This window comes from Mesorhizobium sp. PL10 (assembly GCF_053714315.1).
In genome coordinates, this window is the sequence record NZ_JBSKBR010000005.1 from 218,598 (window position 1) to 239,620 (window position 21,023).

At 62.4% G+C, this 21,023-nt stretch carries 23 protein-coding genes and 1 pseudogene; 13 read left to right on the forward strand and 11 right to left on the reverse strand.

The features are described from left to right. Positions 1 to 25: 25 nt before the first annotated feature. Positions 26 to 958, reverse strand: a complete 933-nt coding sequence (locus ACWGTO_RS10880) for an alpha/beta fold hydrolase (protein ID WP_454574852.1) — start codon at positions 956 to 958, stop codon at positions 26 to 28. Positions 959 to 1,129: 171 nt separating this feature from the next. On the opposite strand from ACWGTO_RS10880, the gene ACWGTO_RS10885 reads away from it, so the two are divergent. The 5 genes from ACWGTO_RS10885 to ACWGTO_RS10905 all read left to right on the forward strand — a co-directional run bounded on the left by ACWGTO_RS10885 (position 1,130) and on the right by ACWGTO_RS10905 (position 6,766). After that, positions 1,130 to 2,137 carry a ribonuclease T2 family protein gene (locus tag ACWGTO_RS10885; RefSeq protein ID WP_454574853.1) on the forward strand — a complete coding sequence of 336 codons (1,008 nt, stop codon included), beginning with the start codon at positions 1,130 to 1,132 and terminating at the stop codon, positions 2,135 to 2,137. A gap of 69 nt (positions 2,138 to 2,206) precedes the next feature. Then, positions 2,207 to 2,824, forward strand: coding sequence for a hypothetical protein (locus ACWGTO_RS10890; protein ID WP_454574854.1), 618 nt, complete (start codon positions 2,207 to 2,209; stop codon positions 2,822 to 2,824). 224 nt (positions 2,825 to 3,048) lie between these two features. Beyond that, entirely contained in the window at positions 3,049 to 4,698 is a 1,650-nt protein-coding gene (ettA, locus tag ACWGTO_RS10895) for an energy-dependent translational throttle protein EttA (RefSeq protein WP_454574855.1), read from the forward strand. Positions 4,699 to 4,744: 46 nt separating this feature from the next. Continuing rightward, entirely contained in the window at positions 4,745 to 5,515 is a 771-nt protein-coding gene (tam, locus tag ACWGTO_RS10900; protein ID WP_454574856.1) for a trans-aconitate 2-methyltransferase, read from the forward strand. A gap of 129 nt (positions 5,516 to 5,644) precedes the next feature. Further along, complete coding sequence (locus ACWGTO_RS10905) at positions 5,645 to 6,766, forward strand: beta-ketoacyl-ACP synthase III (protein ID WP_454574944.1); 1,122 nt, start codon at positions 5,645 to 5,647, stop codon at positions 6,764 to 6,766. Here the strand turns inward: ACWGTO_RS10905 and ACWGTO_RS10910 are convergent, their stop codons facing one another. The 3 genes from ACWGTO_RS10910 to ACWGTO_RS10920 all read right to left on the reverse strand — a co-directional run bounded on the left by ACWGTO_RS10910 (position 6,767) and on the right by ACWGTO_RS10920 (position 8,288). Further along, positions 6,767 to 7,333 carry a methyltransferase family protein gene (locus ACWGTO_RS10910; RefSeq protein ID WP_454574857.1) on the reverse strand — a complete coding sequence of 189 codons (567 nt, stop codon included), beginning with the start codon at positions 7,331 to 7,333 and terminating at the stop codon, positions 6,767 to 6,769. A 107-nt stretch (positions 7,334 to 7,440) separates the two neighbouring features. After that, on the reverse strand, positions 7,441 to 7,833 hold the full coding sequence (locus tag ACWGTO_RS10915; RefSeq protein WP_454574945.1) for a VOC family protein: 393 nt from the start codon (positions 7,831 to 7,833) through the stop codon (positions 7,441 to 7,443). Between the two features lie 32 nt (positions 7,834 to 7,865). Further along, positions 7,866 to 8,288: a hypothetical protein gene (locus ACWGTO_RS10920; RefSeq protein WP_454574858.1), complete on the reverse strand. Its 423-nt coding sequence runs from the start codon at positions 8,286 to 8,288 to the stop codon at positions 7,866 to 7,868. Between the two features lie 112 nt (positions 8,289 to 8,400). Here ACWGTO_RS10920 and ACWGTO_RS10925 point away from each other — a divergent pair, with 112 nt between their 5' ends. After that, positions 8,401 to 9,072, forward strand: a complete 672-nt coding sequence (locus ACWGTO_RS10925; protein ID WP_454574859.1) for a TetR/AcrR family transcriptional regulator — start codon at positions 8,401 to 8,403, stop codon at positions 9,070 to 9,072. Next, positions 9,026 to 9,664, forward strand: a complete 639-nt coding sequence (locus ACWGTO_RS10930; protein WP_454574860.1) for an MOSC domain-containing protein — start codon at positions 9,026 to 9,028, stop codon at positions 9,662 to 9,664. Before ACWGTO_RS10925 ends, ACWGTO_RS10930 begins: the two co-directional genes overlap by 47 nt. A 121-nt stretch (positions 9,665 to 9,785) precedes the next feature. On the opposite strand, the gene ACWGTO_RS10935 is transcribed toward ACWGTO_RS10930, so the two are convergent. Both ACWGTO_RS10935 and ACWGTO_RS10940 read right to left on the reverse strand, forming a co-directional pair. After that, the gene (locus ACWGTO_RS10935; protein ID WP_454574861.1) at positions 9,786 to 10,628 is read right to left on the reverse strand and encodes an SDR family oxidoreductase; all 843 of its coding nucleotides are present in this window, start codon (positions 10,626 to 10,628) and stop codon (positions 9,786 to 9,788) included. Between the two features lie 147 nt (positions 10,629 to 10,775). Next, positions 10,776 to 11,123, reverse strand: a pseudogene (locus ACWGTO_RS10940) (aminotransferase class IV); the annotation flags it as partial. Positions 11,124 to 11,510: 387 nt separating this feature from the next. Here ACWGTO_RS10940 and ACWGTO_RS10945 point away from each other — a divergent pair. Then, positions 11,511 to 11,792 carry a hypothetical protein gene (locus tag ACWGTO_RS10945; protein WP_454574862.1) on the forward strand — a complete coding sequence of 94 codons (282 nt, stop codon included), beginning with the start codon at positions 11,511 to 11,513 and terminating at the stop codon, positions 11,790 to 11,792. Positions 11,793 to 12,358: 566 nt separating this feature from the next. Here the strand turns inward: ACWGTO_RS10945 and ACWGTO_RS10950 are convergent. Further along, on the reverse strand, positions 12,359 to 12,553 hold the full coding sequence (locus ACWGTO_RS10950) for a hypothetical protein (protein WP_454574863.1): 195 nt from the start codon (positions 12,551 to 12,553) through the stop codon (positions 12,359 to 12,361). A gap of 274 nt (positions 12,554 to 12,827) precedes the next feature. On the opposite strand from ACWGTO_RS10950, the gene ACWGTO_RS10955 reads away from it, so the two are divergent. After that, a complete protein-coding gene (locus ACWGTO_RS10955) occupies positions 12,828 to 13,058 on the forward strand; it encodes a hypothetical protein (RefSeq protein WP_454574864.1) in 231 nt (76 codons plus the stop codon). A gap of 75 nt (positions 13,059 to 13,133) precedes the next feature. Here the strand turns inward: ACWGTO_RS10955 and ACWGTO_RS10960 are convergent, their stop codons facing one another. Together ACWGTO_RS10960 and tsaA are read right to left on the reverse strand one after the other, a co-directional pair. After that, positions 13,134 to 13,448 carry a DUF2293 domain-containing protein gene (locus ACWGTO_RS10960; protein WP_454574865.1) on the reverse strand — a complete coding sequence of 105 codons (315 nt, stop codon included), beginning with the start codon at positions 13,446 to 13,448 and terminating at the stop codon, positions 13,134 to 13,136. Further along, positions 13,445 to 13,951, reverse strand: coding sequence for a tRNA (N6-threonylcarbamoyladenosine(37)-N6)-methyltransferase TrmO (gene tsaA, locus ACWGTO_RS10965; RefSeq protein WP_454574866.1), 507 nt, complete (start codon positions 13,949 to 13,951; stop codon positions 13,445 to 13,447). The genes ACWGTO_RS10960 and tsaA overlap by 4 nt, the downstream gene beginning before the upstream one ends. A 167-nt stretch (positions 13,952 to 14,118) precedes the next feature. Between tsaA and ACWGTO_RS10970 the strand changes: the two genes are divergently transcribed. Continuing rightward, the gene (locus ACWGTO_RS10970) at positions 14,119 to 15,141 is read left to right on the forward strand and encodes an ArsR/SmtB family transcription factor (protein WP_454574867.1); all 1,023 of its coding nucleotides are present in this window, start codon (positions 14,119 to 14,121) and stop codon (positions 15,139 to 15,141) included. Next, positions 15,141 to 16,058 carry a methylenetetrahydrofolate reductase [NAD(P)H] gene (metF, locus tag ACWGTO_RS10975; protein ID WP_454574868.1) on the forward strand — a complete coding sequence of 306 codons (918 nt, stop codon included), beginning with the start codon at positions 15,141 to 15,143 and terminating at the stop codon, positions 16,056 to 16,058. Before ACWGTO_RS10970 ends, metF begins: the two co-directional genes overlap by 1 nt. A gap of 397 nt (positions 16,059 to 16,455) precedes the next feature. On the opposite strand, the gene ACWGTO_RS10980 is transcribed toward metF, so the two are convergent. Then, the gene (locus tag ACWGTO_RS10980) at positions 16,456 to 17,373 is read right to left on the reverse strand and encodes a DMT family transporter (RefSeq protein ID WP_454574869.1); all 918 of its coding nucleotides are present in this window, start codon (positions 17,371 to 17,373) and stop codon (positions 16,456 to 16,458) included. Between the two features lie 211 nt (positions 17,374 to 17,584). Between ACWGTO_RS10980 and ACWGTO_RS10985 the strand changes: the two genes are divergently transcribed. Further along, a complete protein-coding gene (locus tag ACWGTO_RS10985) occupies positions 17,585 to 18,805 on the forward strand; it encodes an alanine racemase (RefSeq protein ID WP_454574870.1) in 1,221 nt (406 codons plus the stop codon). A 97-nt stretch (positions 18,806 to 18,902) separates the two neighbouring features. Further along, positions 18,903 to 19,280 carry a hypothetical protein gene (locus ACWGTO_RS10990; protein WP_454574871.1) on the forward strand — a complete coding sequence of 126 codons (378 nt, stop codon included), beginning with the start codon at positions 18,903 to 18,905 and terminating at the stop codon, positions 19,278 to 19,280. A 434-nt stretch (positions 19,281 to 19,714) separates the two neighbouring features. Here the strand turns inward: ACWGTO_RS10990 and ACWGTO_RS10995 are convergent, their stop codons facing one another. Then, the gene (locus ACWGTO_RS10995) at positions 19,715 to 20,944 is read right to left on the reverse strand and encodes a lytic murein transglycosylase (protein ID WP_454574872.1); all 1,230 of its coding nucleotides are present in this window, start codon (positions 20,942 to 20,944) and stop codon (positions 19,715 to 19,717) included. Positions 20,945 to 21,023 lie beyond the last annotated feature (79 nt).

Here is a 21,023-nt window from a genome sequence, read left to right on the forward strand (position 1 = left end):
ACGGGCCTTGCGCTGGGCCAAGCTTTCATCCCTTCAGGATGCCGTCAGCCCAAGCGGCGAAATCGTCCATGATGAGGTTGCGGTTCACTTCGTTCAGGCTTTCGTGGCGGGTATCGGCGTAAACCTTTGAAACCAGATTCGAAAAGCCCATCGCGCGCATGCGTTTGGCGAGATGGTCAATGCCCTTGCCATAGTCGGAAGCCGGGTCCTTCTCGCCGCCGACGATGCTGACGGGGAGGTCGCGCCGGATGCCGGCAAAGCCGGAATCCTTGCCGCCATTTTGCGCCATCTGGACGACATCGAGCCACATCGAGATCGAAGCATCCCAGCCGCAGAGCGGATCGGCGATGTATTTGGCCACTTCCGCTTCGTCGCGCGACAGCCAGTCGAACAGCGTCTTGTGGTTGGGCACCGCCTTGCCCCAGGCCTGGAAGGTCAGCCGGGGCAAGATGCGCGAGGGGACGTCGGAGCCTAGCCTGAATCGCTCATAAGCCAGGATGGCGAGCGCAAGCTGACCAAGCAGACCTTGCGAGAAATTGCCGTTCCAGATCGCGGCGGCGTGCACCCGTGGCGAGTGCGCCAGGAGGTAATTGAGCGCCACCGAAGCACCCATCGAATGGCCGAACAGGATGACCGGCAGGCCGGGCTGCTCCTTGGCGATCAAATCGTGGACTGCGTCGACATCGGCGATCACCTTGGCCTGGCCGCCTGTGCCGGCAAACCTGCCGAGCGGGGCATCGGGCGCCTTGGTCGCGCCGTGGCCTCGATGGTCCTGGACGTAGACATGAAAGCCACGCGGCGACAGGTAATCGGCGAAACGGGCGTAGCGCGCGGCGTGCTCGGCCAGGCCGTGGTTGATCTGGACGACCGCGCGCGGGCTACCCTCGGCGTGCTTCACGTAAAGGTTGAGCGCCGCCCCGGTCGGTGAGGCCAGCGTCGTCTGCTTGTCAAATGCCATGTCTCGCTCCCTCAGCGACTGTTGGGCGACGGCGGGAGCGACGTCAAGGGGAGGTCGGGAAGCGCCAAGCCGCACCTTGTGGAGATTGTTTTTTGCGGCCGGCGAAAGAAATCGTAATTCTGACATGTCGCACGTTTCTAGCTTGCGCTATGACACGCTAGGAGTGCTGGAATGCGGATATCGGCAATAGTGGCTGCGGTGTTTTTTGCGCTGGCCGGCGCGGGCACGGCGCGAGCCGACGTGAAGATGAGCGGCTCCTTCGTGGCCGATGCCGCATGTCCGGCAACGCAGGCGATCAAGAGCGGCAAGAACCCGGGCAATGTTTCGACAACGGCCGGGCAGAGCTACGACCTCCTGGCCGGCAACAAGGATACGCCGACGCATTACCTCATCCGCGTTCCCGGCGCCGATCCGGAGCGTCGCTGGGTCAAGATCAGCTGTGGCCATGTTACCGGCGGCAGCGCGTCGGCCCAGCCGGCTGTACCAGCCGATCAGGGCAAGCCTGCGGCTTCGGCAAAGCCTGAATATGTCTTTGCGCTGAGCTGGCAGCCGGCCTTCTGCGAAACCAAGTCGAGCAAGCCCGAATGCCAGGCGCAGACGGCGGGCGGTTTCGACGCGTCGCATTTCACCTTGCACGGCCTGTGGCCGCAGCCGAACGGCAATTTCTATTGCCAGGTGCCGGCGAGCGACAAGGCCAATGACAATCCGGCTCATTGGGCAGACCTGCCGCCGGTCGATCTCGATGCCAACACGCGCGCCGAGCTCGACCAGGTGATGCCGGGCACGGCGTCCAAGCTCGAACGGCATGAGTGGATCAAGCACGGCACCTGCTACGGCAAGAGCCAGCAGGAGTATTTTGCCGAGGCGTTGAACCTGATGCGGGCGGTGAATGCCTCGCCGGTGCGCGAGCTTTTCACCAAGAATGTGGGCAAGCAGCTGACCTCGGACCAGATTCGCAACGCCTTCGACAGCGCCTTCGGCGCCGGGGCCGGCGCGCGGGTGCGCGTGTCCTGCCTGGTCGATCCGTCAAGCGGCAGGCGGCTGATCGGCGAGCTCACGCTCGGCCTGACCGGCCCGATCGGCCCCGACAGTTCGCTGGGCAATCTGATGCTCGCCTCGGCGCCGACGACCAAGGCCGGCTGCCCGAAGGGCTCGGTCGATGCGGCCGGGTTCCAGTAGGATTTCCGTCTGTCGCCTCGCAGCGACGCGGTGATAAGGTCTGGACGCATTTCATTCGGCGGGGTGGCGATGAGCGGCATGACATCAGGCGCACTGGCGCGGCTGGCTTTCTGGGCCAGGGGAATGATCGCAATCCGGGACGGCCGCATGGAATGGCCGGGCTTTTCCTATACCGATGCCGAGTGTGCGCGCATGCGCGTGCTCGCCGCGCCGATCGGGGCCGGCCGCTACCAGCTGTTCACCTGGGTCAATGCCGCGATCTTCATCGCCATGGCCGCGCTCGGCATCGTCTGTGTCTTCCTGCCGCTGGCAACCTTTTTGTTTCCGGTGCCGGCCGAGACCAGCGCGTTGAAATTCTCAGCTCTCCTGGCGGCATGCGCTTTCCTCATCATCGGACTTGGCCTGCCAATCTCAATTCGCCTGTCCAGCGCGCTCATGGCCTCCAAGGAGATGCGCACCGGCCTTGTCACCGAGGCCGGCGACGATGCGCTGGCGGCGAAAGTGTCCTGGCAGATCAACCGCATCATGCTGGTCATGTGCGGCCTGCTGGTGCCGGGCATCCTGCTGTTCATCGCGTATGACATCGATGCCGGTCCGATCATCACCACGCTGAAATGGCTGGCGATCGTGCTGATGGCCGTCTCGGTTGCGGTCGGCGCGTTGCAGCAGCGCAAGCGCAGCCAATAGGCGCCAGTGCTTTCTCGATCGCGAAAGCCAGCGATCGGTCCTGTTTTGACGCTGAAGAGTTAACCGGAGATTTCAGCGCACGCTGCGCCGGCAGAAAACTTAACGTGCGGTGTACGCCCGGCTTGAAATGGCAAAAGCGATTGCCGTTCGGCCCGGCATCGCCTACATAGCGCCCAACCTCCATTCAATCCGACATTTTCGGTCAACTGTCAGGGAAAGCGCGCGTGGCTCGCCAGTTCATCTATCACATGTCCGGCCTGTCCAAGGCCTATGGCACCAAGAAGGTGCTCGATAACGTTCATCTGTCATTCTATCCGGATGCCAAGATCGGCATTCTCGGCCCCAACGGCTCGGGTAAGTCGACCATCCTGCGCATCATGGCCGGGCTCGACAAGGAGTTCCAGGGCGAGGCCTGGCTGGCCGAGGGTGCTACTGTCGGCTATCTCGCGCAGGAGCCGCATCTCGACCCGAACAAGACCGTGATGGAAAACGTCATGGAAGGCGTCGCCCGGAAGACCGCCATCATCGAGCGCTACAACGAATTGATGATGAACTATTCCGACGAGACGGCGGACGAGTCCGGCAAGCTCCAGGATGAGATGGACCGGCTGAACCTGTGGGATCTCGAACAGCAGGTCGAGATGGCGATGGACGCGCTGCAGTGCCCGCCAGGCGATTCCGAAGTGACCAACCTGTCGGGCGGCGAGCGCCGCCGCGTCGCGCTTTGCCAGCTGCTGCTGCGCCAGCCCGACCTTCTGCTGCTCGACGAACCGACCAACCATCTCGACGCCGAGACCACGGCGTGGCTGGAAAAGCACCTTCGCGACTATCCTGGCTCGGTGCTGATCATCACCCACGACCGCTACTTCCTCGACAATGTCACCGGCTGGATCCTCGAACTCGATCGCGGCCGCGGCATTCCATACGAGGGCAACTACACCAAATATCTCGACGCCAAGGCCAAGCGTCTGATCCAGGAAGGCCGCGAGGACGACGCCCGCCAGAAGTCGATCTGGCGTGAGCGCGAGTGGATCCAGTCCTCGCCCAAGGCACGCCAGACCAAGTCCAAGGCGCGTATCAAAGCGTACGAAGATCTGGTCGAGCAGTCGCAGAACCGCAAGCCGACCGACACGCAGATCGTCATCCCGTCGAGCGAGCGTCTCGGCAATGTCGTCATCGAGGTCGAGGGGCTCAACAAGGGCTTTGGCGACGAGCTTCTGATCGAGAACCTGTCGTTCAGGCTGCCGCCCGGCGGCATTGTCGGCGTCATCGGCCCGAACGGCGCCGGCAAGACGACGCTGTTCAAGACGTTCACCGGCCAGGAAAAGCCGGATTCTGGAACGGTGCGCATCGGCGAGACGGTCAAGCTCGGCTATGTCGACCAGAGCCGCGACGCGCTCGATGGGAACAAGACGGTCTGGGAAGAGATTTCAGGCGGCGCCGAGATCATCAAGCTCGGCAAGCATGAGGTCAACAGCCGCGCCTATTGCTCCTCCTTCAACTTCCGTGGCGGCGACCAGCAGCAGAAGGTCGGCAATCTCTCGGGCGGCCAGCGCAACCGCGTGCACCTGGCGAAGATGCTGAAGGGTGGCGGCAATGTGCTGCTGCTCGACGAACCGACCAACGACCTCGATACCGAAACGCTGGGCGCGCTGGAAGACGCGCTCGAAGCCTATGCCGGCTGCGCTGTCATCATCAGCCACGACCGCATGTTCCTCGACCGCATGGCCACCCATATGCTGGCTTTCGAGGGCGACGCGCATGTCGAATGGTTCGAAGGCAATTTCGAGGAATATGAGAAGGACAAGCTGCGGCGCCTGGGTGCGGAAGCAGCGGCGCCTCACCGCATGACCCACAAGCGTCTGACGCGGTAAGGGATACAGCGGGCGGCGGGTTCTCAAAGCGATATGAGGAGCTCAAATGGCTGATTGGTCCGCCGCCCAATATCTGAAATTCGAGGATGAGCGTACGCGCCCGGCGCGTGATCTCGTCGCGCAGGTGCCGGTGGATTTCCCGCGCCGGGTGGTCGACATCGGCTGCGGGCCGGGCAACTCGACCGAGTTGCTGGTCGAGCGCTGGCCGGATGCCGAGGTCAGTGGCTTCGACACTTCGCCCGACATGATCGAAAAGGCGCGGGCGCGCCTGCCCGGCGTCAATTTCGACCTCGCGGATGCCTCGACATGGCAGCCGGCCGAGCCGGTCAACGTCATCTTCGCCAATGCGGTGTTCCAGTGGCTGCCCACCCATCCGGCTGTCTTCCAGCGGCTGATGGGCTTTCTCGCGCCCGGCGGCGCGCTGGCCATCCAGATGCCCGACAATCTGCTTGAGCCTTCGCATCAGCTGATGCGCGAGACCGCAGCCGAAATGCCGTTCACTGCCAAGATGGCGGGGGCTGCGCGCGGACCTTTGCCGCAGGTATCGTTCTACTATGATCTCTTGTCGCCGCTCTCCGACCGGGTAGACATCTGGCATACGGCCTACAACCATCCGCTTGATGACGCCGAGGCGATCGTCGAATGGGTGAAGTCGACCGGGTTGAAGCCCTTTCTCGATCCGCTGGACACGGACGAGTGCAAGATGTTCCTCGACAGCTACACCGCCAAGATCGCCAAGGCCTATCCGAAGACCGCAAACGGCAAGGTGCTGCTGCGCTTCCCCCGCATCTTCATCGTCGCCAAGCGGGCCGGCTAGTAATCAGGTGAACGCCGCCAATGCCCTCGGCTTAAGCCGGCGTAAACCGGCCGGGTGAGAAAAGTGTTGCGCCGAGCCTTTTCGTCGCCCACATGAGAACGACAACGCCTGCGCATGGACGGACTGGATATGCATCGCGTCATCATCAGCGGCATCGGCGTTGAAATCCCTGAAGCCAAGATCACCAATGAAGAACTGGTCGCCAGCTTCAATGCCTGGGTCGACGCTGAGAATGCGCGCCGGCAAGGCACGGATGAGACGCTGCTGCAGAAATCCGACAGCGCCTTTATCGTGCACGCCTCGGGCGTCCACACCCGTCATGTCATCGAGCGGGAAGGCATTCTCGATCCGACCCGGATGGCGCCGCGCATCCCGGCGCGGCCCGACGATGCGCTGTCGCTGCAGGCCGAGTTCGGCGTCGCCTCGGCGAAAAAGGCGCTCGATCATGCCGGCCTGAAGCCGTCCGACATCGACATGGTGATCTGCTCGGCCTCGCACCAGCAGCGGCCCTATCCGGCAATCGCCATCGAAATGCAGGAGGCGCTGGGCACCAAGGGCGCCGGTTTCGACATGGGCCTTGGCTGTTCGTCGGCGGCCGCCGCTCTGCACATCGCGGTTAATCTGGTGCGCACGGGCGCGCACAAGCGGGTGCTGGTGGTTACCCCGGAGATCATCACCGGTCATCTCAATTTCCGCGACCGGCAGACGCATTTCATCTTCGGCGACGCGTCCGTGGCGATGGTGGTCGAGGGTTTGGCCAAGGGCGAGAAGCGGCCGGGGCGCTTCGAGGTGCTGGACACGCGCACCTGGACGCAGATGTCGAACAATATCCGCACCAATCTGGGCTACCACACCCGCACCGCCCAGGACGATCCCTACATGATCAACCTCGAGGGCAATCTGATCAAGCAGGTCGGCAACAAGGTGTTCAAGGAAGTCACCGTCGCCGGCCACAAATTCATCGTCGAGTTCCTGGCCGAGCACGGGCTGACGCCGCAAGCCGTCCGGCGCTTCTGGCTGCATCAGGCCAATGCGCGGATGAACGCCATGATCCTGAAGCTGGCTTTCGGCCACGAGGTCGACCACGACCGTGCGCCAATGGTGTTGGAGCGGCTCGGCAACACCGCCGGCGCCGGCGCTATCATCGCGCTGTCGGAAAACCACGCTGACATGAAGCCTGGCGATTTCGGCGTGCTGTGCGCGTTTGGCGCCGGTTATTCGATTGGTGGCGCGCTGTTGCGGAAGTTGTAATCAGGCTGGCGCGAACGGCACCAGCATCGGCACCCGTCGAGCATAATCGTCATAGGCGCTACCCAGTTCGCCGCGCAGAAAGCGCTCCTCAAGCCTTGCCTTGACGACGATGCCGATGGTGAGAAAGGCCGCGCCGGCGATGCCCCAGACCGTGCCTTTGGCCGCCATGGTGGCCAGGATCGCCAAGAGCAACCCGGTATAGATCGGATGGCGGACCATTCCGTAGGGACCGGTATCGACGACACGGTGTTCGGCCTTGGCCGTCACCGAAGCCGACCAGAGACGGCCGAGATGAAGCCGCGCCCACCAGGCGAACAACAGGCCAATGGCGATGAGCCCCGCGCAGATCCACGCTTCCGCAAGCGTCGGAAACCAGAACCTCAGCCGGCCGGCATAGCCATGCGCGGGAATGAACAGCAGCACCGCGCCGAGCAACCACATAGCGCGATAGCGCAGCTCCGCCTGGATGCCGGCGCGCTTTTGCGCCGGATCGGACCAGAAGGCGGCCAGAAACCAGGACACGACCCAGATCAGCCAGAGCAATGTGATTGCCGTCCCGGGACGCATGGGAGATCTCCACAGACTTTCCTACCATGAAGCCGGTGCAGCACGGCGGCAATGCGGCGCAATACGGAACCGGTGCTGCTTTCAGGTAAGAAGATCGTGATCCGCGCTCATTGGCCGGAGAACATCCACTGCACACCAAAGGCGTCGACCAGCATGCCGAAACTGCTTCCCCAATATTGCCTCGCCAAAGGCACGGTGATCCGGCCGCCTGCGGCCATGCGGTCGAAAAGCTCGCGCTTTTTGGCCGGGTCGTCGAACTCCAGCATCAAAGCGGAGCCTTTCATCGGCTCCGCATCATCATTGTCGGAGGCGTGAAACAGCACGCCCGGACCTTCGAAGCGCGCATGCAGGACCTTTCCGCGCATGGCTTCGGTGCGCACCGGCATGCCGTTGTCACCCCAGCGCAGCAGGATGGTTGCCCGGCCAAGACCGCATTGTTCGTAGAAGGCCAGTGCTGGTTCGCAATTGCTGGTGAAGAACAGCGAAGGGGAGAGCCGTATGGGTTCGATCCTGTTCGATGCCGTTAGCCGCATCACTGCGCCGCCGCAGCAGCGGCAGCGATGAGGGCCTCACCCGTATACTGCCTGTCGCCGATACCCCAGCCGCCGTCGGGCGCGTTGACGATGTTGATCCAGGTGTTTTCCGGCCTGTGACCGGGCACGCAGAGATCGGCGACGATCGCGGCTGCAACGGTGATGAATCCCTCGCGGGCTTCGACCGAGCCAAGGCCGATGTTGGGGAGTTTCAACTCGACCATGACGACAGGTCGATTGCCGCCGCCGGCATAGATCAAATGCGGTGGCAGGATGTGGACCGTGCCACCGACAATCTCAGTGAAGAACGCATTGCCGGTGGCGCCTGAGGCTTCGATGAGGGCGGCGCTGAGACGCGGCAGGATTTCGCGCTCTCCCGCCGGTGTCAGTACGCCTTGCGGCGCGGTCACGGTGATGGGCATTTTTCTCTCCTCTCCTGGTATCGCATGGCCTTGCAGTTGCCGCTTGCCATGTTTCGTATCGATTGTTACGTTACGCAGAGACGCTGAGTCAATAGGTTTCGTATCGATCGCTATGGATAATTTGGAAAAGCAGCGCGGCGGCCGGCCACGTGCCTTCGACCCCGACCGGGCACTGGATGCGGCGATGCATCTGTTCTGGGAGCATGGCTATGAGGCGACGTCGCTCATCATGCTGCGCGAGGCGATGGGGCTGACGCCGCCACAGATCTACAACGCCTTCACCGACAAGGAGACTTTGTTCCGCATGGCGCTTGAGCGCTACCACCAGACCGAGATCGGCTTTGCGCTGGAAGCGCTGAGCGCCCCGGTTTCGACGGGGGAGGCGATCCGGCGGTTGCTGCTCGGGGCGGCGGAGGCCTATTCCAGGCCCGGCAAGCCCGGCGGCTGCCTGTTCGTCAGCGGCGCGCTGGCAGCCTCACCACAGGCGCAGGCCATTGCCGATGAGCTCAAGACCTATCGCAAGGCGAGCGAAGCGGCGATCGCGGGACGGCTGGCGCAGGGCAAGGCAAAAGGTGACCTGCCGGAAGGATTTTCCGTCGAGGGCTTCGCCAAATACCTGGCCGGGACCATGAACGGCATGTCGATCCAGGCGCGGGACGGCGCTTCGGTGGAAGAGCTGCGCGCTTTGGCCGAGACCGCTCTTGCGGCCTTGCCGCTCGACAGGCAAAACCAAGGGCATGATTCAGAGACAGAACGCCACGCCGGATCTCTTCCCCGAGGCTGAGAGGCCGGTCGAAATCATTCCTGCCAAGAAGCTTTCCGCCAAAGTGGCGGCGCTCTACGTCGCGCCGTCAGATCATTTCCAGACGCGCCTGGTGGAAGAATTGCGGCTCGGTTTCGACGGTATCGACGGCGACTTCCACGCCGGCGCCACGCGCCCTTCCGGCGGGCGCGAACCCTGGTATCCGCGTGGCACCGAAATGCGCAACGAAAGGCAGATATCGATCGTGGCGGCGGACGAGCTCGCCATCGTCGCCGAACGGATGGGCCTCGCCGAAATCAAGCCGGGATGGATCGGCGCCAATCTGCTGATGGAAGGCGTGCCGCATCTGTCGATGCTGCCGTCAGGCACGCTGTTGTTCTTCAGGGGTGGGGTAACGATCAAGGTCGATGCGCAGAACGGACCGTGCCGCCTTGCCGGACGTTCGATTGCCGAAAATGCCGGCATGGCCGATCGCGAGGCCGGCGCGCTGGCCTTTCCCAAGGCGGCGAAGCGGCTGCGCGGCCTGGTTGCCTGGGTCGAGAAACCGGGTTGTATTACCACAGGGGAAGAGATTTCGGTCCGCGTGCCCGAGCAGTGGGTCTATCGGGCCTAAGTATCGCTGAGGGCAGGGGCTGCGCCGCCAAGGCGACGCAGCCCGATCTGCCTCTTTGTTTTTTGCGCAATCCCGGACGGAAAACCGTTACACACTTTTCCTGGAATTGCTCTAGACGCGTTCAAGCTGCCTTGCGGTTCTTCTTCGCGCCCTGCGCTTCGACCGAAACGTGATCCCACTTTTCCCAAAGCGCGATGCGGTTGGCGTATTCCTGCTTGATCATTGGCAGGCCGCCGTCGCCGAAGAACACGCGCAGCGGCGGCTCCGCGGCATCGACGATTTCGAGCATCGCCGGTCCGGTGGCCTCGGGGTCGCCGGCCACGGCGCGGCTGCGGCGATCGGCCATTGCGGCACGGGCAGGCGCGTAGGCCTCGATCGGCTTGGAGACCTTGGCCGAGGCGCCGGACCAGTCGGTGGAGAAGCCGCCCGGCTCGACCAGCGTGACGTGGATGCCGAATTCGGCGACTTCCAGGCTAAGCGACTGGCTGAAGGCTTCGAGCGCCCATTTCGAGGCGTGGTAGAGGCCGAGCGAGGCAAAAGCGTTGACGCCGCCGATCGACGAGATCTGGATGATGTGGCCCGAGCGCTGCGACCGCATGATCGGCAACGCGGCCTGGGTGACCCAGAGCGCGCCGAAGACATTGGTCTCGATCTGGTCGCGGGCTTCCTGTTCGCTGACTTCCTCGATGGCGCCGAAATGGCCATAGCCGGCATTGTTGATGACGACGTCGAGCCGGCCAAAACGCTTGTGCGCCTCGGCGATTGCCGCATCGACGGCCTTCTTGTCGGTGACGTCGAGCTTTATCGCGGCGATGTTGTCGCCATAATCGGCGACGAGATCGTCGAGGGTGCCGGCGTCACGCGCGGTCGCGGCGACACGGTCGCCACGAGCGAGCGCTGCCTCGGCCCAGACGCGGCCAAAACCCTTCGACGATCCGGTGATGAACCAAATCTTTGATGTCATGATGTGGAATCCTTGCCCATGCGGGCCGTGAATTGGGGATGGAAACGGAGGCTTCTCCGTTTGTGCCATATACGGCGCATCCCGCGATTTTCCAGAGGCGAGGGGAAATCTTTTTGAGCCTGCCGGTTGAGGAAGAGGCTCGGTTGGTCAGGGATAGCGCACCGGGCTCGACCAGGCCGGGTCGTCATGCTTTTGCCAGTAGGCCGCCATCAGCCGACTGGTGATCGCGCCTAGCTTGCCGTCGGCGACAGGAGCGCCGTCGATCACCGTCACTGGCATGATGCCGCCGGCTGTGGAGGTGATGAAGACTTCGTCGGCTCCCTTCAGCGCGGCGACGCTGACATCGGCCGGGGCGGCCGCAAGGCCGGCTTCGGCGCAAAGATCGAACACGGTTCGCCGGGTGATGCCGGGCAGAACGCCGATGGCCGGCGTCGACAGTTGGCCAGCCTTGACGCAGAACACGTTGAGGCCGGGGCCTTCGGCGACATTGCCGTCTGGAAATGACATTTTGTAATCTCCCCTTATCCCCACACGGGCTGTAATAGTGCCGTATCTGTAGGCGGACTGTCGAATCCCGAGGCACTGTGATGCGACTTACAGAGCGGCCAGCCAAAGGTCGTTAACCATGGCGCAAAGGTCTGAAGCGCGGAACAGGCTGGAACAACAGCGGACTCTAAAGGTTGGTTCTGCGCCGGGTCTCCAACGCCCCGGGCCAACTGCGCCTGCCGCTGCCGTGAATGGAGCGGCAGGCTTCTTCGGCGGCGGCCTTTGGTGACCCATATGGGATCAGTTAGTTGGCACCGCAATTGCATAGAGAAGATATGGTTGGGGGTGGGTGAGGGTCCGCCACTTCATCGCGAACGACGGAACGGGGTAAAGCAAATGCGGATGCTGGTCGGGCCTGCCAAACGGGAAGGAACTTCTCGAACCATCTTCGATCGACCTTTGATCGACGGCCATGTCAAACCTGGAACAGGCGGCCCGGTGATAACGATTGAAGCAGAGGGCATTTACTCGGAAGATTCGAAATACCGATACCAAATTGAATTTACGCTGGGTGAACTTGAGGCACTTATCGGAAGCAGCGGCCCGGCACCTGGGGCGGGTAGGCCAGTAAGCACCGGGCCTAACCGGCAGGGGCATCAAGATGGCGGCGCCGGCTGAAGGAAGGTATACGCGCCCGCTAGTACTGGCGGAACACAACCAAATGAACGAATGACGCAACCAAAGGGTGGAAAGCCTTTTGCATTTGGCGGACTTATATCACTCCGAACGCGGCGGGCATTGACCCGGAGACGTTTCGGGAGGCTTTGCGTGGTTGCGATTTCGTAAGGCACAAGCGCAATGACGATTGGACGGTTGAGGTTGACGCCGCGAGCACGAGTCGATGCGCACCCTAGTGCTGATACGCGAAGAACGAGCCTAAGCCTCGGAAACTGTAAACTCTGCGCAATCGTAACGACCGGGATAACGCATCGGAAAGCCCGTGTCGTAACCGTTGGTTCAACCATTGCCGGTATAACAAATGGTGGGAGCGGCTCCGACACACTGTGGCGGGTGGGTTGCCGGAGCCGCCTGCGCAGCCTCGTGGGCACTTTGACCGCGCCGTCTCATTCTGGGACAGCGCGGTCAATGATTCGTTAAAATCTTCCGAAACTAATAAAGCTTGCGCTAATTGACTCGCCGGCTGTGAGCCGCGGACCCTCCAAATAGCCCCAGGGGGCCGCCTGCTACAGACTGAAGGTGTACTCGAAAATATGCCCTCGTTTCTCGTCGGCCACTTTGATCCACACGGTCTCGTGTGTGCGCAGGGTCACGTCACGTTCAGTCGCGTCCCGTGCCGCCCGCAACGGCGTTTTAGCATTGATGACGTGGGTTGCCGTGACCACGTCACCGCTCATTTCTTCAACCTGATATGTCGGCAAATCGCGCTCCTTGGGGCGGTTGTCAGGCGGAACGTGGAGGCTTGGCGTTTTGTTGCAATAGGGGACGACGATTTCCGGCTTGCAAATCGAAGTTAGCCAGACTTGGGCCCAAAAAAATGCCCAGCCGAAGGAGCCGGGCAGTTTGTCTTGGGAACCACTGAGAGGTATCAGTAGTTGCGATATTGCCGCCCCAACATGACGACCGAATGAATTCCAGGCAATGTCCCCCCAGCCGCGTTCCAGCGTTCCTAATTTTGGAAAGGAGGAGACCTCTATGAAAACTTCAGAGTTGCACGATGTCGCCGCCACGCTCGCACGGATAGCGACCCCGGCGATGGCGCCGAAGGAACTAGTCAAGGCGGTGAGGGCGGTGCACCCAAAGGCCTCCAGAAAAGACATAGCTCGCGCAGCGTTCTATTCGATTATCGCCAACACAGAAGAGGCCGCCAAGGCCAAGCATCTACAGGCGTTTGCCATCGCTGAACGTATCGAAAGTGAGACGTAGTTCGCGCGGCCCTAGGCGGACGGCCAGCCCTACAACGCTGTCGCCGTTCTGACCCGGCAATAGCCGGTAGCGGCTTCATTCTTCTTCATCATCGGCTTCGAGCAGGCGTGTTGCCCGCCAGCGGGTCAGCACCATGTTGGTCTGCTCGATGACGAAGAACCGCGCCGAGTCGCGGTCATAGCCCTCGGCCAGCAGCTTTTCGTAGTCGGTATGACCGTGCCTGATATGGGCTATCGTTGCCAGCCATACGGCAATGCCCGGCGGCAGTGTCTTCATATGTACGGCGCCGGCCTCGGCGCGGATTTTCTCCATGTCGGCATAGGGCGCCAGCGGCAGCAGTGCGGTCAGTGCTTTGGCGATGGCGCGGCGGCGGCCGGTGGGCGCGCTCACGTCTCGTCGCGCCCGGCGATGGTCGCCTCGGCAAACGCGTCGGTCGAGGCGAAGTAGGGTTTGATGTCGATCACGGGCGTGCCGTCGAGCACATCGATGGCGTCGATGTCGATGCGGCCATTGCCGATGTCGACCGCGATCAACCCGGCGACATGCAGCCCGATCGGGTTCGGCCGGGCGGGGGAGCGCAGCGAGAAAACGCCTTTCGGTTCAGCCGCATGGCGCGGTTTCTGCACAATCAGAGTCCGCGGCGCGTAATGCAGCCAGGACAGGATGACGATGTGGCTGGCGCGCTCCAGCGCAAGCAGGCCATCGCGATAGGATGGGTCGATGAATACTGTCGCGGCCTGTCCGGTTTCGCGGGCCGCTCGCATGTTCTTCGGGCAGCTTTTCCGCGTGGTCCATGGCGAGGCGATGCGGCCGATGAACACGATGTGGCCATCCGGCGGCATATCGGCCGGGTCTGCCTGCAGGAGCTTTTCGCCGTCGCGCGTCTCGAACATGGCTTTCGCCTCTAGCACAGGTTTCCAGTCGATCGTGACGGAAAAGCACTTCCCGGGCGCGAGGATCATGGGTGCGGCATTTTCTTGTCAGGAAGCGACATAGGCCTTGCCATGCCGTCAAAGCTGACATAAACATATGTTTATATCTTTTCAACGAGAATACGCCCATGCATGTTTCGCTCGATACGATGGTGGATACGTTGAAGGCGGCGGCCGAATCGAGCCGCCTGCGCATCCTGGCGCTGCTGTCGCGCGGCGACCTCACCGTGTCCGATCTCACCGAGATCCTCAGCCAGTCGCAGCCGCGCGTGTCGCGCCATCTAAAACTGCTGCTGGAGGCCGGGCTGATCGGTCGCTATCAGGAGGGCTCCTGGGCGTTCTTCCGGTTGTCGGATACCGATTCTGCCCGCGACTTCGTCATGGGGCTGGTCTCCGGCATTCGCGGCGCCGATCCGCAGGTCGAGCGTGACCTCGAACGACTGGCTGCCGTCAAGCGCAAGCGGCAGGACCGTGCGGCCGAATATTTCTCCGAAAACGCCGCCAGCTGGGATCACATCCGCTCGCTGCATGTGCCGGATCGCGCGGTGGAAGCCGCACTCCTCAAGCTGGTCGGCAAGCGGCCGTTCCAGTCGATGCTCGACCTCGGCACCGGTACGGGGCGGCTGCTCGAGATTTTCTCGCCGCTCTACCGGCGCGGCGTCGGCATCGACATGTCGCGCGAGATGCTGACGGTGGCGCGCGCCAATCTCGACAGGGCCGGCATTGCCAATGCGCAGGTCCGCCAGGGCGACATCTTTGCGCCGCCGGTCGAGCGCGATGCCTTCGATCTCGTCACCATCCATCAGGTGCTGCACTATCTCGACGACCCGGCACGCGCCATTCGCGAGGCGGCGAGGCTGTTGCGCCCGGCGGGCCGCCTGGTGATCGTCGACTTCGCGCCGCATGCGCTGGAATTCCTGCGCGACCAGCATGCACATGTCAGGCTGGGCTTTTCCGACCGGCAGATATCGGAGTGGTTCGCCGAGGCTGGGCTCGACCTAGAAGATGCCCAGGAGTTCGAGCCACGCGGCGGCAACGAGGCCAGGCTCACCGTCAAGCTGTGGCTCGGCCGCGACCGCCGCATGCTGATCGCCGAGCCTTCAAACGACACACTACCGGCCAAAGCATACCAGATTGGGGAAACCGCCTGATGAACCAGTTCCGCTTTTCCCGCCGTCCCGACATTGGCGACAAGGTCCGCGTCTCCTTCGAGTTCTTCCCGCCAAAGACCGACGAGATGGAAGCCAGACTCTGGGACACCGTCACCAGGCTCGAGCCGCTGAAGCCGAAATTCGTTTCGGTGACCTATGGCGCCGGCGGCTCGACACGCGAACGAACGGCCCGCACGGTCAAGCGCATCCTCAACGAGACGACGCTGACGCCGGCGGCGCACATGACCTGCGTCGACGCCGCGCGCCATGAGGTCGACGCCGTGGTCCGAGAATTCGCGGAAATGGGCGTCCGGCGCTTCGTCGCCTTGCGTGGTGATCCGGTGGCGGGTGTCGGCACCGCGTACCGGCCGCATCCTGATGGCTATGCCAATGGCGCCGAACTCGTCGGGGCGCTGAAGGATGCCGGCGATTTCGACATTTCGGTCTCGGCCTATCCGGAAAAGCATCCGGAAAGCCCCGACTTCGCCACCGACTTCGACATGCTGAAGCGCAAGGCCGACAATGGCGCGACGCGGGCGATCACCCAGTTCTTCTTCGACAACGATCTCTACGAGCGTTACGTCGAGAAGGCGCGCCGCGCCGGCATCTACATCCCGATCGTGCCCGGCATCCTGCCGGTGCACAATTTCACCCAGGTCGCCAACTTCTCGGCACGCTGCGGCGCACTGGTGCCGGCATGGCTGGCCGAACGGTTCGAGGGGCTGCAAAACGACCCGCAGACGCATGCGTTGGTAGCGTCGGCGGTAGCGGCCGAGCAGGTGCTCGACCTGGTCGAGCGCGGCGTCAGCGACTTCCATTTCTACACCATGAACCGCGCCGATCTGGTGTTCGCCATCTGCCATATGATCGGCATCCGCTCTCACGAGGCGGAAGTGGCGGGGTCAGCGGCAGCTTGATTTGAGCTGAAATGCAAAAGGCCGGGCGAAAAACCCGGCCTTTCGAATAGCTTAGACTATTTTGGTGCTGTCTTCTTCCGCTCTGGCGGTTACGGAAGAACGCCTATGATAAGGGCGCCAATAAATGCGAATGCAGCACAGATCATCAATGCGTTGATTGGCCTCGTGAGTCCCATGTCATAGCCTCCTCTATGAAAGAGCTATGGGCGGAGTCTAGGGTCATTTGTGCCACAGGCAAGCGGAAAATATGCTGCAATGCGACGTGATTGTGGAATTTGCGACCTGCCATTTGGCGTTAGGTATTGAAACTCTTCGGCAAATCCCCGCTGGCGGGCTGTGAATAAATTGTGACGGGGCTGTGGCAGAAGCGTGGCATAGCAGCGCTACCAGACCAGTTCTAGCGCCGACCGAACAACCGTCCGTCGATCGTCACCAACCCGAAGGCGATCAGCGCCATGCCGAAGAACTCGAACAGCGCGAGCCGTTCGCCGAGGAACAGCAGGCCGAGCAGTATGGCGCTGGCCGGGACAATGAGCGTCACCAGCGACGCGTTGGTGGCGCCGGCCGAGGCGACCAGGTTGAAATAGAGGATGTAGGCGAAGGCGGTGGACAACAGCGCCAGCGCAAACACCGCCGCCCAGACCGGCGGCGAGGCCGAGAACAGGCCGGCCGGGCCGTAGGTGAACAGCACGACCGGGATCATGATAATCGTCGACGCGGTCAATTGTCCGGTGGCGATGACGGGCGAGGGCACGCCCTTGAAGCGGCGGGCAATCATCAGCGCAACGGCGTAGGACAGCGAGGCGCCGATCAGCGCGAATTTCGCCCAGACCGGGCCACCAAGCCCGGCAAGCAGGCCGGGGCCGATCATGACGGCGGTGCCGGCGATGCCGAGCCCGATGCCGGCAAGCTTGTTCCAGGATAGTTTTTCGTCCGATGTCAGCGCGTTGGCGAGGATCAGCGTCCAGAACGGCGTCGTTGCGTTGAGCACCGAGGCGACGCCGGCGCCAAGCGCGGTCTGGCCGGCGAAGATCAGTGAGAACGGCACGACATTGTTGGCAAACGCCAGCAGGAAAAACAGGCCGGCATGCGGCAGAGCGAGGCGGAAGGACGGGCCGCGAATGGCGAGATAGAGCTGAAGCGCTATGGCCGCGATGGCGACGCGAAACAGCACCAGCACCAGCGGATGCATCTCGGCAACGGCGATGCGGGCAAAGAAGAACGAGCCGCCCCAGATGGCGCCGAGCAGCAGAAGCTGGCCCCAGTCCCTGAGCGCCATCGGTCCGCGCGGCACGGCCGTAGTGGCTATTGCCATTGTGAAATATCCTCCCCAAGACGGCATGGATGCCAGCCGCTCAGGCAGAAGGCATATCGGGTTCGGCGACAAGGGCCACCCGAAACCTGATCGTTGGCAAACGCTCGATCCGACGCTAGCGGAAGCGTCAATGCCCGCCAGACACAGAATTGTTTTCTTTAGCCGTTAGCTTGGATTAATTGTGCGCAGCCGAGAAGTTAGGGATTCGTCCATGCAGCGATTCGAGAATGCCCGCGAGGCGGCGCTGGCGCTTCGTCCGGACGACCCGGTCTACTGCTTTCGCCCGCAGGTGCTGAAGGCGGATGCCAAACAATTCATGGGCATGTTTCCCGGCAAGACCGCCTATGCGGTCAAGACCAATGGCGAGCAGATCGTGCTGAAGGCATTGATCGAAGCCGGCGTCACCGCCTTCGACGTGGCCTCGCCCGGCGAATTCGCCGCCGTGCGAGCGGTCTCGCCCGATGCCGAAATGCTCTACATGCATCCCGTCAAGGCGCAGTCGGACATCAGGCTGGCGCTGGAGAAATACGCCATCCGCGTCATCTCGCTCGACCATGAGGACGAGATCACCAAGCTGACGAGGGTGGTGCGGGCGCTCGACATCGATCCGGGCGCCATCAGCGTGTTCGTGCGCATCCAGACCAAGGGCTCGGCGGCCTACGAACTGTCGAAGAAATTCGGCGCCGGACCAGCCTATGCGGTGGAGCTTGCCGAGCGGCTCAACCGCACCGGCTACAAGGTTGGGCTTTGCTTCCATGTCGGCAGCCAGATCGAGGATCCCGACACCTATGAGCGGGCGATGGCCTCGGCCGACTGGGTGCGCAACCGGCTGACCTTCGACATTGCCGGTCTCGATGTCGGCGGCGGTTTTCCCGCCGAATATGGCCATGATCCCAACCGCAAGCAGATCGAGATGCCGTCGCTCGGCCAGATCATGTCGCGGCTGTCGGGCGACCTCAGGGAATATCAGTTCGACCAGATGCCGCTGGTGGCCGAGCCCGGCCGGGTGATCGTTGCGCGCTGCCTGTCGTTGATCGTGCGCGTGCTGCTGCGCAAGGGCAAGCGGCTCTACATCAATGACGGCATCTGGGCGTCGCTGTCGGATTCATGGACCGGCAAGATCACGCTGCCGGCGCGTTTCATTCCCGATCCGGCGATCCGCTCACGCAATGGCGAGGAGAAGAACATCGTGCCGTTCAAGGTCTGCGGCGCAACCTGCGATTCCGTCGACATCCTGTCCCGGCCCTTCTGGTTGCCGGAAACCGTCGACACCGGCGACTGGATCGAGATCGGCCATATAGGCGCCTATTCGCTGTCGTTGAGAACCCGGTTCAACGGGTTCTATCCCGACACTTTCGTCGAGGTGACGACGCCCTTCGACGAAGGCGACGCGCCGCAGGGATTTGCAAGTTTGGAGACGATGGCGGATTAGGTAGTGCTAATATTGCGACGGCGACAACCTGCGTGCTGAATATAGGTTGGAAGTGGGGATTATTTATGCTTTGTTGCGCTCATGGATTGGGGGCAACATGAAAAACAAAGCTACTTTGAAGCTTCACTGCATTGTGTCAGCGGGTCTCACTTCTCTCATTTTGTTTTCAAACCCGGCAAGCGCAAACCAGACGGATTGGATCAGGCTGGACAGAATTGAATCTTTTTCCAAAAGCGTGAGGTCTTTCGGGCACAATGGGCTCGTTACCGGCGTGAAGTGCGGTATTGTCGATGGCGGACCCTCGATGAAGTTTACCTATGAATTGGTTCCATACCAGGTTCATTATAGATACGCTTGGTCGACACTTGGCGAAGCTGATTACAAGGCGACGGCCAAGGGAGTATTCAAGCCGGGTGTAAAAGTCCTGACCTGCCACATGAAGAATTTCTACTACGCGACGCAGAACATTCGATAGGCAAACCGGAAAGCGTTGCCTACCACCCGATCATCTCCACGAAATCGTCGAATTTCTCGATCCCCAGTGACGCCGCATAGCGTCTGGTGAATTTGGCCGGCTTGAAGGGCATGGAAAAGTAGTTGAACTCCCATTCTTGGCCTCGAAAGCGATAGTCGATCCGCAAGGTCTCGCGATTGATTTCGTTGGGTTGTTCACCCTGACAATCAGCGTGTGCATCGAGGTCAGAGCATGCAATCTGCCCTCGGCATATTTGGCTCGGATGTGGCGAATTAGGTCGACCATCGGCTGTCGGTCGAACGCGTCCTTTGGTTAGCGAGACATGGAATGCCTCGTTATCAGGCCATGGCCTAGGAGTTGCGGTAGACGCGCGTAGCTGTTCTTTGGATCGAAACGGCTCATGCACGGCTCCCCCGACCCGATGACGTCAACGGCTACAACTTTGCCAGCAGTTCCGGCGTCGGCCAGCCGTCGACCGGCATGCCGAGCCGCATCTGTTCCTTGCGGATGGCTTCGCGGGTGTTGGTGCCCAGAATGCCGTCGACGGTGCCGACGTCATAGCCCCTGGCCTCGAGCTTGGTCTGCAGTTCCTTCATCTGGTCGCCGTTGAGCCCGGTTTCGGGATTGCGCGGATCGAACTGCTTTGCCCCGGCCAACCGTGTGGCAAAGTTGGCGGCGGTCAGCGCGTAGGTGAAGGACTGGTTCCATTCGAGATAGACGTCGAAATTGTCATAGGCGAGGAAAGCAGGGCCCTTGCGGCCCATCGGCAACGCCAGGCCGGCCTTCAGGCCGTTGTCGATCAGCGGCGTGCCGTCGGGGTTGGTGACGCCCCATGCGGCCCATTGCGACAGCGGCAGCTTGTTGGTGCGGCCGGTCTGCTCCCACGGCATATCCTCGGGCACGCGCACTTCCTCGATCCAGGGCTGGTCGCGTTTCCAGCCGCGCGACAGCACCTTGTTGGCCGTGGTCATGATCACGTCGGGCACGCTGCGCCTGAGGTCGACGATGCCGTCGCCATCACCGTCGACACCGCGCGCCAGATAGTCGGAGGGCAGGATCTGAGTCTGGCCGACCTCGCCGGCCCAGGCGCCGGCGACGTCGGCCGGAACGACGCCGCGATCGATCAGCATCAACAGCGGCACCAGTTGCGGGCGGAACAGCTGCGGGCGGCGGCAGTCGTGCGACAGCGTCACCAAGGCGCTCAGCGTGTGGAAATCGCCCTGGACGGCGCCGAAATCGGTCTCCAGCCCCCAGAAGGCGGTGATGACCGGCGCCTGGACGCCGAACTGCTGGTCGGCGCGGGCAAAGACGTCGGCGTATTTCTTCAGATTTGCCGCACCCTGCTTCAGCCGGTAGGCCGAGATCATGCGGTTGGAGAACTGGATGAAGGTCTGGGCGAAGACGCCCTGGGCGCGATCGCGCGCCAGCACCTTGTCGTCGATGGTGGCGGCTTCCAGCGCGTCGAGGCCGACAGCGCCGACACCGGCAGCCTTGGCTTCCGCCGCCACGCCTTGTTTCCAGGCTTCGAAGTCGCCGCCGCATTCCTGCGCCGCCGCAGGCATGGTCGCGGCGCTAAGCAGCAGGGCGGCGAGCAGCCCGGAGCGCAGTCGGCTCTTCGACTGTTTCCGGCGTGGATATCCCAGTGGTTGCAAGTCGGTGCGCATGGGACGTCGAAAAGCAGGCGGCAGAGCCGGTGTCAACGGGTGTTCTGCCGCAGCCACTTGTTCCGGGCGGTCTCGCTGC

What these genes read in the sequence shown, in the direction of transcription:
- metF (WP_454574868.1), top strand. Translation starts at nt 15,141, where the DNA reads ATGAACCAGTTCCGCTTTTCCCGCCGTCCCGACATTGGCGACAAGGTC.
- ACWGTO_RS10920 (WP_454574858.1), bottom strand. Translation starts at nt 8,288, where the DNA reads ATGCCCATCACCGTGACCGCGCCGCAAGGCGTACTGACACCGGCGGGA.
- ACWGTO_RS10925 (WP_454574859.1), top strand. Translation starts at nt 8,401, where the DNA reads ATGGATAATTTGGAAAAGCAGCGCGGCGGCCGGCCACGTGCCTTCGAC.
- ACWGTO_RS10985 (WP_454574870.1), top strand. Translation starts at nt 17,585, where the DNA reads ATGCAGCGATTCGAGAATGCCCGCGAGGCGGCGCTGGCGCTTCGTCCG.
- ACWGTO_RS10930 (WP_454574860.1), top strand. Translation starts at nt 9,026, where the DNA reads ATGATTCAGAGACAGAACGCCACGCCGGATCTCTTCCCCGAGGCTGAG.
- ACWGTO_RS10980 (WP_454574869.1), bottom strand. Translation starts at nt 17,373, where the DNA reads ATGGCAATAGCCACTACGGCCGTGCCGCGCGGACCGATGGCGCTCAGG.
- ACWGTO_RS10935 (WP_454574861.1), bottom strand. Translation starts at nt 10,628, where the DNA reads ATGACATCAAAGATTTGGTTCATCACCGGATCGTCGAAGGGTTTTGGC.
- ACWGTO_RS10990 (WP_454574871.1), top strand. Translation starts at nt 18,903, where the DNA reads ATGAAAAACAAAGCTACTTTGAAGCTTCACTGCATTGTGTCAGCGGGT.
- ACWGTO_RS10955 (WP_454574864.1), top strand. Translation starts at nt 12,828, where the DNA reads ATGAAAACTTCAGAGTTGCACGATGTCGCCGCCACGCTCGCACGGATA.
- ACWGTO_RS10970 (WP_454574867.1), top strand. Translation starts at nt 14,119, where the DNA reads ATGCATGTTTCGCTCGATACGATGGTGGATACGTTGAAGGCGGCGGCC.
- ACWGTO_RS10885 (WP_454574853.1), top strand. Translation starts at nt 1,130, where the DNA reads ATGCGGATATCGGCAATAGTGGCTGCGGTGTTTTTTGCGCTGGCCGGC.
- ACWGTO_RS10890 (WP_454574854.1), top strand. Translation starts at nt 2,207, where the DNA reads ATGAGCGGCATGACATCAGGCGCACTGGCGCGGCTGGCTTTCTGGGCC.
- tam (WP_454574856.1), top strand. Translation starts at nt 4,745, where the DNA reads ATGGCTGATTGGTCCGCCGCCCAATATCTGAAATTCGAGGATGAGCGT.
- ACWGTO_RS10945 (WP_454574862.1), top strand. Translation starts at nt 11,511, where the DNA reads ATGCGGATGCTGGTCGGGCCTGCCAAACGGGAAGGAACTTCTCGAACC.
- ACWGTO_RS10905 (WP_454574944.1), top strand. Translation starts at nt 5,645, where the DNA reads ATGCATCGCGTCATCATCAGCGGCATCGGCGTTGAAATCCCTGAAGCC.
- ACWGTO_RS10910 (WP_454574857.1), bottom strand. Translation starts at nt 7,333, where the DNA reads ATGCGTCCCGGGACGGCAATCACATTGCTCTGGCTGATCTGGGTCGTG.
- tsaA (WP_454574866.1), bottom strand. Translation starts at nt 13,951, where the DNA reads ATGTTCGAGACGCGCGACGGCGAAAAGCTCCTGCAGGCAGACCCGGCC.
- ACWGTO_RS10880 (WP_454574852.1), bottom strand. Translation starts at nt 958, where the DNA reads ATGGCATTTGACAAGCAGACGACGCTGGCCTCACCGACCGGGGCGGCG.
- ACWGTO_RS10995 (WP_454574872.1), bottom strand. Translation starts at nt 20,944, where the DNA reads ATGCGCACCGACTTGCAACCACTGGGATATCCACGCCGGAAACAGTCG.